Below are 12,790 nucleotides of genomic sequence, written 5' to 3'. Positions count from 1 at the left end.
CGTTCACGGTCACCGAAGAAAGCGTTCGCAACCATGTCCGTTCTGATCGACAGCAACACCAAAGTCATCTGCCAGGGTTTTACGGGCAAGAACGGCACGTTCCATTCGGAAGCCGCGATCGCGTATGGCACCAAGATGGTCGGCGGCACCTCGCCGGGCAAAGGCGGCTCGACCCATCTCGGCTTGCCCGTCTTCGACACCGTTCGTGAGGCGCGCGAGAAGACCGGCGCTGACGCCAGCGTGATCTACGTCCCGCCGCCTGGTGCGGCCGACGCGATCTGCGAAGCGATCGATGCGGAGATTCCGCTGATCGTCTGCATCACCGAGGGCATTCCGGTGCTGGACATGGTGCGCGTGAAGCGTTCGTTGTCGGGATCGAAATCCCGCCTGATCGGGCCGAACTGCCCGGGCGTGATGACGGCGGGCGAGTGCAAGATCGGCATCATGCCGGCCAACATCTTCAAGCCGGGCAGCGTCGGGATCGTTTCCCGCTCGGGCACGTTGACCTATGAGGCCGTGTTCCAGACTACCCAGGAGGGCCTCGGCCAGACCACCGCGGTCGGCATCGGCGGCGACCCGGTCAAGGGCACCGAATTCATCGACGTGCTGGAGATGTTCCTCAAGGACGAGAAGACCACCTCGATCATCATGATCGGTGAAATCGGCGGCTCGGCCGAGGAAGACGCCGCCCAGTTCATCAAGGACGAGGCCAAGCGCGGCCGGAAAAAGCCGATGGTTGGCTTCATCGCCGGCGTCACCGCCCCTCCCGGCCGCCGCATGGGGCATGCCGGCGCCATCATTTCCGGCGGCAAGGGCGATGCCGGCTCGAAGACGGCGGCCATGGAAGCGGCCGGAATTACGGTGTCTCCGTCGCCGGCACGGCTCGGACATACCCTTGCCGAAAAATTGAAATCTTAATTCAGTCCTTGGTCCTTTTAGGCGGGAATATCCGTCTTAAATAGGGTAAAGCTTCTTACCGAGCTGGTTCGGGCCTCCCGGACCGGCTAAAGCGCCGTTTTCCACGCGCAAAGCGAAACTCACCAGGACGCCATCATGTCTCGCCAGGACGCGAACGCAGCATTTGCCCTTTCCTCATTTTTGCAAGGCACCAACGCCACCTATATCGACGAGCTCTACGCCCGCTACGAGCAGGACCCCGGCTCGGTCGACAGCGACTGGCAGGAATTCTTCAAGAGCCTGAAAGATACCCCGGCCGATGTCCAAAAGAACGCCGGGGGCCCATCCTGGGGCCGCGATAACTGGCCGATCACGCCGCAGGACGAACTGACCTCGGCGCTGGACGGTAACTGGATCACCGTCGAGAAGGCCGTCGGCGCCAAGCTGGCCGCCAAGGCGCAGGCCAAGGGCGCCGAACTGTCCCCTGCGGACGTCAACCAGGCGACGCGCGATTCGGTTCGCGCCCTGATGCTGATCCGCGCCTACCGCATGCGCGGTCATTTCCACGCCAAGCTCGATCCGCTCGGCATCGAAGCGCCGCGCGATCGCGAAGAGCTCGATCCGCGCACCTATGGCTTCACCGAGGCCGATTTCGACCGCAAGATCTTCCTCGACCATGTGCTCGGCCTCGAATACGGCACGCTGCGCGAGATCGTTGCGATCTGCGAACGCACCTATTGCCAGACGCTCGGCGTCGAGTTCATGCATATCTCGAACGCCGCGCAGAAGGCCTGGATCCAGGAACGCATCGAGGGGCCGGACAAGGAAATCAGTTTTACGCGAGAGGGACGCCGAGCGATCCTGAACAAGCTGGTCGAGGCCGAGGGTTTTGAAAAGTTCTGCGATCTCAAGTTCACCGGCACCAAGCGCTTCGGGCTCGACGGCGCTGAATCGCTGATCCCCGCGCTGGAGCAGATCATCAAGCGCGGCGGCAATCTCGGCGTGAAGGAAATCGTTTTGGGCATGCCGCATCGCGGCCGGCTCAATGTGCTGACCCAAGTGATGGGCAAGTCGCACCGCGCGCTGTTTCATGAATTCAAGGGCGGCTCCGCCAACCCCGTGGACGTCGAAGGCTCCGGCGACGTCAAGTATCACCTCGGCGCGTCGTCCGACCGCGAATTCGACGGCAACAAGATCCATCTGTCGCTGACCGCCAACCCGTCGCATCTGGAAATCGTCGATCCCGTGGTGCTGGGCAAGGTGCGCGCCAAGCAGGACCAGCATGGCGATCCGCCGGACATGCGCATCTCCGTGCTGCCGATGCTGATGCATGGCGACGCGGCGTTCGCCGGCCAGGGCGTGGTGGCGGAATGCTTCAGCCTGTCCGACCTGAAGGGCTACCGCACCGGCGGCTCGCTGCATTTCATCGTCAATAACCAGATCGGTTTCACCACCTATCCGCGCTATTCGCGCTCCTCGCCCTATCCGTCCGATGTGGCGAAGATGATCGACGCGCCGATCTTCCATGTGAACGGCGACGATCCGGAAGCGGTGGTGTTCGCCGCCAAGGTTGCGATCGAGTTCCGGCAGAAATTCCACAAGCCGGTCGTGATCGACATGTTCTGCTATCGCCGCCACGGCCATAACGAGGGCGACGAGCCGGCGTTCACCCAGCCCGTGATGTACAAGCGCATCGGCTCGCATCCGTCCACGCTGGAAATCTACGCCAAGCGATTAATCGCCGACGGCGTGATGACCGAGGGCGAGGTCGACAAGACCAAGGCCGACTGGCGCGCTCGGCTCGATGCCGAGCTTGAGGCGGGCTCCGGCTACAAGCCCAACAAGGCCGACTGGCTCGACGGCAAATGGGCCGGCTTCAAATCCGCCGACCAGGAAGAAGACGCCCGCCGCGGCGTCACCGGCGTCGATGTCAGTATCCTCAAGGATATCGGCCGCAAGATCACCAAGGTGCCGGACGGTTTCCGGGTTCACCGCACGATCCAGCGTTTCCTGGAAAACCGCGCCAAGGCCATCGACAACGGTGTCGGCATCGACTGGGCGACCGGCGAAGCGCTGGCGTTCTGCACGCTGATGCAGGAAGGCCACCACGTCCGGCTATCCGGCCAGGATTCCGAACGCGGCACCTTCTCGCAGCGCCATTCGGTGCTGATCGACCAGGAAGACGAGAGCCGCTACACGCCGTTCAACCACCTTGGCCACGATCAGGGCCACTACGAGGTCATCAACTCGCTGCTGTCAGAAGAGGCGGTGCTCGGCTTCGAGTACGGCTATTCGCTGGCCGAGCCGAAGGCGCTGGCGATGTGGGAAGCCCAGTTCGGCGACTTCGCTAACGGTGCGCAGGTGCTGTTCGACCAGTTCATCTCGTCCGGCGAACGCAAATGGCTGCGCATGTCCGGTCTCGTCTGCTTGCTGCCACATGGCTATGAAGGGCAGGGACCGGAGCACTCCTCAGCGCGGCTCGAGCGTTTCCTGCAGATGTGCGCCGAAGACAACATGCAGGTGGTGTATCCGACCACGCCAGCGAATTACTTCCACGTGCTACGGCGCCAGTTACATCGCGAGATCCGCAAGCCCCTGATCGTGATGACGCCGAAGTCGCTGTTGCGGCACAAGCGCGCGGTCTCGCGGCTCGATGAACTCGGCAAGGACACGACGTTCCACCGCATTCTGTACGATGACGCGCAGATGCTGCCCGACGAGAAGATGAAGCTAGCGCCGGACGACAAGATCCGCCGCGTCGTGCTGTGCTCGGGCAAGGTCTATTACGATCTCTACGAGGAGCGCGAGAAGCGCGGCATCGACGACATCTACCTGCTGCGCGTCGAGCAGCTCTATCCGGTGCCGCTGAAAGCGCTGGTGCACGAACTCGCGCGCTTCAAGAATGCCGAAGTGGTGTGGTGCCAGGAAGAGCCGCGCAACATGGGCGCATGGCATTTCATCGAGCCCTACCTCGAATGGGTGCTGAACCAGATCCACGCGCCGAACCGGCGTCCGCGTTACGCTGGCCGTGCCGCCTCGGCGGCAACTGCTACCGGTTTGATGTCGAAGCATCTGGCACAGCTCAAGGCCATGCTGGATGAGGCGCTGAACTAGGAAATCACCATTCGTCATGCCCCGCCTTGTGCGCAATTGCGCACTGGGGCGGGGCATCCAGTACCCGATGTCGCTCGAATTCGACTACGACCGTCCCGGCGTACTGGATCGCCCGCCTGCGCGGGTGATGACCACTTTGGAATTAAATGACGCTAAAGGTTACTGAGGAAACCATACCATGACTGAAATTCGTGTTCCGACGCTCGGCGAGTCCGTGACGGAAGCCACCATCGGCCGCTGGTTCAAGAAGGCCGGCGACGCGGTGGCGGTGGATGAGCCGTTGGTCGAGCTCGAGACCGACAAGGTCACCATCGAAGTGCCGGCGCCATCCGCCGGCGTGCTCGGCGAAATCGCGGCCAAGGATGGCGAGACCGTCGCCGTCGGCGCCCTGCTCGGACAGATCAATGAAGGTGCCGCCGGCGCCGCCAGGCCGGCCGCGGCCGCGCCCGCCAAGGCCGCCGCTCCGGCTGCAGCGCCAGCTGCGGCTCCGAAGGCTGTAGCAGCAGACGCGCCGCTGGCGCCGTCGGTCCGCAAACTCTCCGCCGAGAGTGGCATCGATGCCGCGACCGTGCCCGGCTCGGGCAAGGACGGCCGAGTCACCAAGGGCGACATGCTGGCCGCGATCGAGAAGGCGGCGTCGGCGCCGACCCCGGTCAATCAACCGGCAGCTTCCGTGCAGGTGCGCGCGCCATCGCCGGCCGATGATGCGGCGCGCGAAGAGCGCGTGAAGATGACGCGGCTGCGCCAGACCATCGCACGGCGGCTCAAGGACGTGCAGAACACGGCCGCGATGCTGACGACCTTCAACGAGGTCGACATGAGCCACATCATGGCGATGCGCGCCCAATACAAGGACGTGTTCGAGAAGAAGCATGGCAGCAAGCTCGGCTTCATGGGCTTCTTCACCAAGGCAGTGGTGCAGGCGCTGAAGGACATCCCGGCCGTCAATGCCGAGATCGACGGCTCTGACCTGATCTACAAGAACTACTACCACATCGGCGTCGCCGTCGGCACCGACAAGGGCCTGGTTGTTCCGGTCGTGCGCGACTGCGACCACAAGTCGATCTCCGACATCGAAAAATCGATCGCCGATTTCGGCCGCCGCGCCCGCGACGGCCAGCTCAAGATCGACGAGATGCAGGGCGGCACCTTCACCATCACCAATGGCGGCATCTACGGTTCCTTGATGTCCACGCCGATCCTCAACGCGCCGCAGTCCGGCATCCTCGGCATGCACAAGATCCAGGAGCGGCCGATGGTGGTCGGCGGCAAGATCGAGGTCCGCCCGATGATGTATCTGGCGCTGTCCTACGATCACCGCGTGATCGACGGCAAGGAAGCGGTGACGTTCCTGGTGCGCGTCAAGGAAAGCCTGGAGGATCCGGCTCGCCTGGTGCTGGATCTCTGACACAATACGCTTGCCGGCGTCGGCACTCACGCCTGCGTCGCAAGCCGTGGATCGATGCACGTTGATTTGTGGGGCCTGATGTGACGGACAAGGTTGTTGTGATCACCGGCGGCAGCCGCGGCATCGGCCGTGCGGCCGCCATCGCCGCCGCGGCGCGCGGTTTTCGCGTCGTGGTCGGCTATGCCAGCAATGAAGCCGCGGCGAAGGAAGTCGTTTCGCAGATCGAACGCAAGAACGGCAAGGCGATCGCCGTGAAATGCGACGTCGGCAGCGAGGCGGACATTCTCGCGCTGTTCAAGGCCGCCGACGAATTCGGAACGCTTGGCGCGCTCGTCAACAATGCCGGCATCGTCGGCCCATCGATACGGGTCGAGGATATGTCGGCCGAACGCATCCAGCGCATGATGGCGGTCAACGTCACCGGCAGCATCTTATGCGCGCGCGAAGCCGTGAAGCGGATGTCGACCCGCAACGGCGGCGCGGGCGGCGTCATCGTCAATCTTTCCTCGGTCGCGGCGAAACTCGGCTCGCCCAATACGTATGTGGACTATGCGGCGTCCAAGGGCGCGGTGGATTCCTTCACCATCGGCCTTGGCTATGAGGTTGCCGGAGAGGGCATTCGGGTCGCCGCGATCCGGCCTGGACTGATTGATACGGATATTCATGCTTCCGGCGGCGAGCCCGATCGCGCGCATCGGCTCGCGCACATGGTGCCGATGAAACGCGTCGGCACTGCGGAAGAGATCGCCAATGCCATCGTCTGGTTGATTTCGGACGAGGCTTCCTACGTCACCAGCGCCATCCTTGATGTATCGGGCGGCCGGTAACACCTGACACCTTATCTTAAGCGAACAGGACTTCATCATGGCTTCCTACGATCTCGTCGTCATCGGCACCGGTCCGGGCGGATATGTCTGCGCGGTGCGCGCGGCGCAACTCGGCATGAAGGTCGCCGTGGTCGAGAAGAACGCGACACTGGGCGGCACCTGCCTCAACGTCGGCTGCATGCCGTCAAAGGCGCTGCTGCACGCGTCCGAAATGTTCGAGGAGGCCGGGCACTCCTTTGCTAAAATGGGCGTCAGCGTTTCCGCGCCAAAGCTCGATCTGGCGGCGATGATGAATTTCAAGCAGCAGGGCATCGACGGCAACGTCAAGGGCGTCGAGTTCCTGATGAAGAAGAACAAGATCGACGTCCTCTACGGCGCCGGCAAGATTCTCGGCGCCGGCAAGGTAGAGGTCAGCGATAATGGCAAGTCGCAGACGGTCGAGACCAAGAACATCGTCATCGCCACCGGCTCCGACATCGCGCGGCTGAAGGGCATCGAGATCGACGAGAAGCGCGTGGTGTCGTCGACCGGCGCGCTGTCGCTCGAGAAGGTGCCGGAGAGTCTTCTGATCATCGGCGCGGGCGTGATCGGGCTGGAGCTCGGCTCGGTCTGGAAACGGCTTGGCGCTGAGGTCATGGTCGTCGAATTCCTCGATCGCATCCTGCCCGGCATGGATGGCGAAGTCGCAAAGCAATTCCAGCGCCTCCTCGAAAAGCAGGGCTTTGCATTCAAGCTCGGCGCCAAGGTGACGGCGGTCGACGCTTCCGGCAAGACGTTGAAGGCAACGGTGGAGCCGGCGGCGGGCGGTGCAGCGGAAACGATTGAGACCGACGTGGTGCTGGTCTGCATCGGCCGCGTGCCCTACACCGACGGGCTCGGGTGCAAGGAAGCCGGCATTGCACTCGACAACCGCGGCCGTGTGCAGATCGACGCGCATTTTTCGACCAGCGTGAAGGGCGTCTATGCGATCGGCGACGTCGTGGCGGGACCGATGCTCGCGCACAAGGCCGAGGACGAAGGCGTCGCCTGCGCCGAAATCATCGCAGGGCAAGCGGGCCACGTGAATTACGATGTTATCCCGGGCGTCGTGTATACGACGCCGGAAGTGTCGTCGGTCGGCAAGACCGAGGAAGAGCTGAAGCAGGCCGGCGTTGCCTACACCTCGGGCAAATTCCCGTTCACCGCCAACGGCCGCTCCAAGGTCAACCAGACCACCGACGGGTTTGTGAAGGTCCTCGCGGATGCGAAGACCGATCGCGTGCTCGGCGTGCACATCATCGGCCGCGAGGCCGGCGAGATGATCCAGGAAGCCGCTGTTCTCATGGAGTTTGGCGGTTCTGCCGAGGATCTGGCGCGGACTTGTCATGCGCATCCGACCCGCTCGGAAGCGATCAAGGAAGCCGCGCTTGCGGTCGGCAAACGCGCCATCCATATGTGATCGGAACCCGATACATGCTGGGTAAGAGCGATAAACCCTCATGGTGAGGAGCGCCAACGGGTCGCGCGAATGCGCGCCCAATGACAGGCTCCGCGCGTCTCCGGACGACGCTTCGCATCGCCGGGAGAACCATGAGGCCCGTCCGTGGCCTACATCCTTCGAGACGCCCTGCGGGCTCCTCAGGATGAGGGGACACAGTAGAACTATCCCATTCCCGAAAACACCATGTTTTGAACAAAGAGATCGAGCGGAGCGACCAAGCAAGGACGTCATTCCGCTCTAGAGATCGCGATCGATGATGCGCCGCCTGTTACAGCCGTTCTGGGTCCTGCTTGCGGTCATCTTCCTGATCGAAGCTTGGCTGTGGGATCATCTCGAGCCGATCGTCGAGCGCATCGTTGCGGCTATCCCGCTTCGCGCCTTCAAGCGATGGCTGTCCGATCGGGTCGATGCGCTGTCGCCGGCGATGACGCTGGTCGTATTTGCCGTGCCTGTCATCCCGCTGTTTCCGCTCAAGCTGGCCGGGCTCTGGCTACTGGCGCATCAATACTGGTTCAGCGCGGCGGTTGTGATCGTGTTCGGCAAATTGCTCGGCGTCGGCGTCACCGCGTTCATCTTCGATGTGACGCGGCCGAAGCTGCTGCAAATGGCGTGGTTCAGGAAGGTCTATGAATTCATCATGGCGCTGCGCGCCAAGGCAGCGGCGCTGGTCTATCCAATCAAGCAGCGCATCCGGGAAATTTTGCGCGGCGACGGTGATAGCTGGTCATCGCGCATGCTGCGCACGATCGCGCGTTTCCGCAAGAGCGTGCACGAGGCGCGGTAACCCCCACTGTCGTTGCCCGGCTTGCCGCCTCCGCTAAAGCTTCGGCGAGCCAATCATAGCAAGCCCCGGCGAAGCCTTGGCGTAGCCGGCACCGGGCAATCCAGTATTCCAGAGACCGTAGTGCTTGAGCCGAGAGGTCGCGGCGTACTGGATCACCCGCTTTCGCGGGTGATGACAACTTCAATGCAAATGCAGCAAATGCGGCGCGTAGAGGCCGAGCGCGGTGATGCCGATGCCGGCGATCGCCAATATGCCGGAGACCCAGGCCAGCACGATCATGCCGGTGATGATGGTGGCGGACGCCAGCACGATGCCGATCTGGAAGGCGGCGGAGGCGATTTCGTAGTGATGATATTTTGCGGTGGCCTCATCGCGCTGGTGCTCGGCGTGCTTGGCGCGTTTTGCCAACTCTTCCGAACCTTCGCCGGTTTCCGGTTCCGAGCGATAACGCTGCGCAGTCTTGTTCCAGTCGTCGATCTGTTTCTGCAGCGCCGCCTTGGCGGCATCGTCGCCGACGGTCCCCATGCTGAGCTTGGCGTGTTCGGCGGTTGCCTGCACCACGGTGCGGCGAATGCTTTTGGCCTGGAAGAACGCCCAGAGGTTCGAAGCCTCGACATTCTTGCTGATGGCCTCGGTCTGCGCGCCCTTGCCCAGCGTTTCCGACAGCGCCAGAAACAAGGCGATCACGGCGATCAGCAACGCGATCTTCTTGTTCGAGCCCGACGCGTGCTCGGCATGCTCCGCATGCTCCATGCTTTCATGTGCGCCCACTTATTCCCCTCCTGTCGGTTGACGCGCGCACGATTGCCGGAACCGCAACGCGAGCGCAAGAGGTCAGCTAAGGAAGCCACCGATGTGACGGGAGTATGTCGGCGCCGAGCGCTGAGATTCATCCGCGCGGATGCGCGGTGCGGTACACTTCCAAGAGCCGCTCGCTGTCGATCCCGGTGTAGATCTGCGTGGTCGAGAGCGAGGCGTGGCCGAGCAGTTCCTGGATCGCGCGCAGATCGCCGCCGCGGCTGAGCAGATGGGTTGCAAAGGAATGCCGCAGCGCGTGCGGGGTGGCGCTGTCGGGCAGCCCCAGCGCGCCGCGCAGCCGCTCCATCGTGAGCTGGATGATGCGTGGGGAAAGCGGCCCGCCGCGCGCGCCGACGAAGATCGGGCCGGCCGGCGGCAATGAATGCGGGCATATCGCAACGTAATCGGCGATCAGCGCCAGCACGTTTTGCAGCACCGGCACCATGCGGGTTTTGTTGCCCTTGCCGGTGACGACAATGACGTCGCCTTCGCCGGGTCTTGGTACATCCTGGCGCTTCAGTCCCAGCGCTTCGGAGATGCGCAAGCCTGATCCATAGAGCAGTGCCATCACCGCGGCGTCGCGCGCGAGAATCCAGGGATCACGGTCCTCGCCGGCGCGCTCGTCGGCATCGGCAAAGCGCTTGGCGGCGGCCATCTGGATCGGCTTCGGCAGGCTTTTTGCAATTTTGGGAGCGCGGATGGCGGACAGAGCTCCGACCTTGCCCTTGCCCTCCCGTTCGAGGTAGCGGCCGAACGAACGCAGGCCAGCGAGTGCCCGCATCAGCGAGCGCCCGGCGATGTCGTCGGCACGGCGCATCGCCATGAAAGCCCTGACGTCGGTAGCTTCCAGCGCGGCAAATCGTTTCAGCGTGACCTTCTCGCCCCAATGTTCGGCAAGGAAGGTGAGGCATTGGCGGAGGTCGCGGGCGTAGGCTTCGAGCGTCTTTGGCGACAGCCGCCGTTCGGCGCGCAGATGCATCAGCCAGCGCGTCATCTCCCGCGCGAGGCCCTCGTCGGCGCATTCGAGCTCGACCGCTTGCAGTGCCGGAACTTCCCTGGCCATCATCCTTGCCTTCGAGAGCTTGTCTTGAGAGCTTGTCTTGGAGACGGTGATCCAGCGCATTATATCGCACCTCTTTCGTTTACCGTTCGCTAACCGGGCGGAGCGGCGCTAGCTTCCCTCCGGATACCTCAAGCCTGATTCCCCCTGATGGACCACGCCACCCGCCAAACCAGCTCATCGGCCTCATCGACCCGCGTCGTCGACGTGCTGGTGCCGGTCGCGCTCAATCAGAACTATTCCTACCGCGTGCCGCGCGGCATGGAGCTGAAGGCGGGCGATGTCGTCTGCGTGCCGCTCGGGCCGCGCGGTGTAGTGGCGGTGGTGTGGGCGGAGAACGCCAATCCCGATCCGCGCCTGCACAACCGCCTGAAGGATGTCGGCGAAAAGCTCGACGTGCCGCCGCTGAAGGAGGAATTGCGCAGCCTGGTCGATTGGGTTGCCAACTACACGCTGTCCGCGCGCGGCATGGTGCTGCGCATGGCTTTGCGGATGGGCGAAAACCTCGGGCCCGAACGGATGCGCCTCGGCGTGCGGCTGGTAGGCCCAGCGCCGCAGCGCCTGACGCCAGCGCGGCGGCGGCTGATCGAGGTGCTGTCGGACGGCCTGCTGCACGGCAAGTCGGATGCGGCGCGGGAGGCGGGCGTCAGCTCGGGCGTGGTCGACGGCCTCGTTGACGAGGGAACCCTTGCCATCGAGGCGATGCCGCCGCCACTGGCGCCGCCGGCGCCCGATCCGTCCTTTGCGCAGCCGGAATTTTCCCACCAGCAGCGCGCGGCGGTGGACATGATGCGCGCGCTCGCCGCCAACGGTACGTTCCACGTCGCGCTGCTCGACGGCGTCACCGGATCGGGCAAGACCGAAGTCTATTTCGAGGCGATTGCGGAAGTCGTCCGGCGCGGCAAGCAGACGCTGATCCTGATGCCGGAGATCGCGTTGACCGGGCAATTCCTCGACCGGTTCGCCCAGCGTTTCGGCGTGCGTCCACTGGAATGGCACTCCGAACTGACGCCGCGCACGCGGCAGCGCAATTGGGCGGCGATATCGGCGGGTGAAGCGCCGGTCGTGGTCGGCGCGCGCTCGGCGCTGTTTCTGCCCTATGCGGATCTGGGTCTCATCATTGTCGATGAGGAGCACGACCAGGCCTACAAGCAGGATGACGGCGCGCATTACCATGCCCGCGATATGGCAGTCGTGCGCGCGCATATCGCCAAGATCCCGATCGTGCTGGCGTCCGCGACGCCGTCGGTCGAAACCGAAGTCAACGCGCGCAAGGGGCGCTATCAGCGCGTCGCGCTGCCGTCGCGCTTCGGCGGCCAGCACATGCCGCATATCGAGGCGATCGATCTGCGCCGCGCGCCGCCGCCGCGCGGCCGCTTCATCTCGCCGCCGCTCGCCGAGCAAATTCGGTTCGCGATCGAGAAGCGCGAACAGGCGCTGCTGTTCCTGAACCGCCGCGGCTACGCGCCGCTGACGCTATGCCGCGCCTGCGGCCATCGCTTTGCCTGCACCATCTGCGACGCCTGGCTGGTGGACCACCGGTTTCGCCAGCGGCTGGTCTGCCACCATTGCGGCTTCTCGATGCCGCGCCCGAATATCTGCCCGCATTGCCAGGCTGAGGAGTCGCTGGTCGCGGTCGGTCCGGGCGTGGAGCGGCTGCAGGAGGAGGCGGCTGCACTGTTTCCGGAAGCGCGCACCATGGTGCTGTCGAGCGATCTCATCACCTCGATCGAGACCATGCGCAGCGAGTTGAATGAAATTGCCGAAGGTCGCGTCGACATCATTATCGGCACGCAACTGGTCGCGAAGGGCCATAATTTCCCGCGGCTCAATCTGGTCGGCGTGGTCGATGCGGATTTGGGGCTCGGCAATGGTGATCCGCGCGCTGCCGAGCGCACATTCCAATTGCTGAACCAGGTGATCGGGCGTGCGGGGCGCGATCAGGGACGCGGCGTCGGCTACTTGCAGACCCATCAGCCCGAACATCCCGTGATGAAGGCGTTGGTCGCTAATGACCGTGAGGCGTTTTACGCCAGCGAAATCGACTCCCGCGAGCGCACCGGCTATCCGCCGTTCGGCCGGCTCGCCAGCCTGATCATTTCCGCAGGCGACCGGCCGACCGCGGAAGGCTTTGCGCGCCGCCTTGCCGCTGTGGCGCCGATCGACGAGCGCATCCAGGTGCTGGGACCTGCCGAAGCGCCGCTTGCGGTGATCAAGGGCCGCTATCGGTTCCGGATTCTGGTGAAGTCGCTGCGCAACGTCGACCTCTCGGAATATTTGCGCGAGTGGCTCGCTGCGGGTCCGAAGACCAAGGGCAATCTCAAACTCGAAGTCGACGTCGATCCGCAGAGTTTTTTGTAGGAAATGTCATTCCGGGATGGTCCGAAGGACCGGACCCCAGATGCGCAATTGCGCATCGGGG

The 12,790-nt window shown here is 63.8% G+C and carries 9 protein-coding genes; 7 read left to right on the top strand and 2 right to left on the bottom strand.

Going from position 1 to position 12,790, the window contains the following annotated elements; genetic code table 11:
* The first annotated feature begins 33 nt into the window (after positions 1 to 33).
* The 6 genes from sucD to LMTR3_RS09040 all read left to right on the top strand — a co-directional run bounded on the left by sucD (position 34) and on the right by LMTR3_RS09040 (position 8,510).
* Positions 34 to 918: a succinate--CoA ligase subunit alpha gene (gene sucD, locus LMTR3_RS09065; RefSeq protein ID WP_057842589.1), complete on the top strand. Its 885-nt coding sequence runs from the start codon at positions 34 to 36 to the stop codon at positions 916 to 918.
* 135 nt (positions 919 to 1,053) lie between these two features.
* A complete protein-coding gene (locus LMTR3_RS09060) occupies positions 1,054 to 4,011 on the top strand; it encodes a 2-oxoglutarate dehydrogenase E1 component (RefSeq protein WP_065744741.1) in 2,958 nt (985 codons plus the stop codon).
* Between the two features lie 178 nt (positions 4,012 to 4,189).
* Positions 4,190 to 5,419 (top strand): 2-oxoglutarate dehydrogenase complex dihydrolipoyllysine-residue succinyltransferase, encoded by a 1,230-nt coding sequence (gene odhB / locus LMTR3_RS09055; protein WP_065744740.1) that lies wholly within the window; start codon positions 4,190 to 4,192, stop codon positions 5,417 to 5,419.
* An 80-nt stretch (positions 5,420 to 5,499) separates the two neighbouring features.
* On the top strand, positions 5,500 to 6,246 hold the full coding sequence (locus LMTR3_RS09050; protein ID WP_028348502.1) for an SDR family oxidoreductase: 747 nt from the start codon (positions 5,500 to 5,502) through the stop codon (positions 6,244 to 6,246).
* A 37-nt stretch (positions 6,247 to 6,283) separates the two neighbouring features.
* Positions 6,284 to 7,684, top strand: coding sequence for a dihydrolipoyl dehydrogenase (gene lpdA / locus LMTR3_RS09045; RefSeq protein ID WP_065744739.1), 1,401 nt, complete (start codon positions 6,284 to 6,286; stop codon positions 7,682 to 7,684).
* Between the two features lie 295 nt (positions 7,685 to 7,979).
* The gene (locus LMTR3_RS09040) at positions 7,980 to 8,510 is read left to right on the top strand and encodes a hypothetical protein (protein ID WP_065744738.1); all 531 of its coding nucleotides are present in this window, start codon (positions 7,980 to 7,982) and stop codon (positions 8,508 to 8,510) included.
* 180 nt (positions 8,511 to 8,690) lie between these two features.
* Here LMTR3_RS09040 and LMTR3_RS09035 read toward each other — a convergent pair whose 3' ends face one another.
* Positions 8,691 to 9,281, bottom strand: a complete 591-nt coding sequence (locus tag LMTR3_RS09035) for a DUF4337 domain-containing protein (protein WP_065744737.1) — start codon at positions 9,279 to 9,281, stop codon at positions 8,691 to 8,693.
* A 118-nt stretch (positions 9,282 to 9,399) separates the two neighbouring features.
* Entirely contained in the window at positions 9,400 to 10,374 is a 975-nt protein-coding gene (locus LMTR3_RS09030) for a tyrosine recombinase XerC (protein ID WP_502686613.1), read from the bottom strand.
* Positions 10,375 to 10,518: 144 nt separating this feature from the next.
* On the opposite strand from LMTR3_RS09030, the gene LMTR3_RS09025 reads away from it, so the two are divergent.
* Complete coding sequence (locus LMTR3_RS09025; protein ID WP_065744736.1) at positions 10,519 to 12,729, top strand: primosomal protein N'; 2,211 nt, start codon at positions 10,519 to 10,521, stop codon at positions 12,727 to 12,729.
* The last annotated feature ends 61 nt before the right edge of the window (positions 12,730 to 12,790 follow it).

The organism is Bradyrhizobium sp. LMTR 3, assembly GCF_001693485.1.
GTDB lineage: Bacteria > Pseudomonadota > Alphaproteobacteria > Rhizobiales > Xanthobacteraceae > Bradyrhizobium.
The sequence above is the reverse complement of the archived record's forward strand: the minus strand, read 5'-3'. Positions and strand labels throughout refer to the sequence as shown.

Coding starts and splice junctions, on each gene's coding strand:
- sucD (WP_057842589.1), top strand. CDS start 34: ATGTCCGTTCTGATCGACAGCAACACCAAAGTCATCTGCCAGGGTTTT.
- LMTR3_RS09060 (WP_065744741.1), top strand. CDS start 1,054: ATGTCTCGCCAGGACGCGAACGCAGCATTTGCCCTTTCCTCATTTTTG.
- odhB (WP_065744740.1), top strand. CDS start 4,190: ATGACTGAAATTCGTGTTCCGACGCTCGGCGAGTCCGTGACGGAAGCC.
- lpdA (WP_065744739.1), top strand. CDS start 6,284: ATGGCTTCCTACGATCTCGTCGTCATCGGCACCGGTCCGGGCGGATAT.
- LMTR3_RS09040 (WP_065744738.1), top strand. CDS start 7,980: ATGATGCGCCGCCTGTTACAGCCGTTCTGGGTCCTGCTTGCGGTCATC.
- LMTR3_RS09030 (WP_502686613.1), bottom strand. CDS start 10,374: ATGATGGCCAGGGAAGTTCCGGCACTGCAAGCGGTCGAGCTCGAATGC.
- LMTR3_RS09025 (WP_065744736.1), top strand. CDS start 10,519: ATGGACCACGCCACCCGCCAAACCAGCTCATCGGCCTCATCGACCCGC.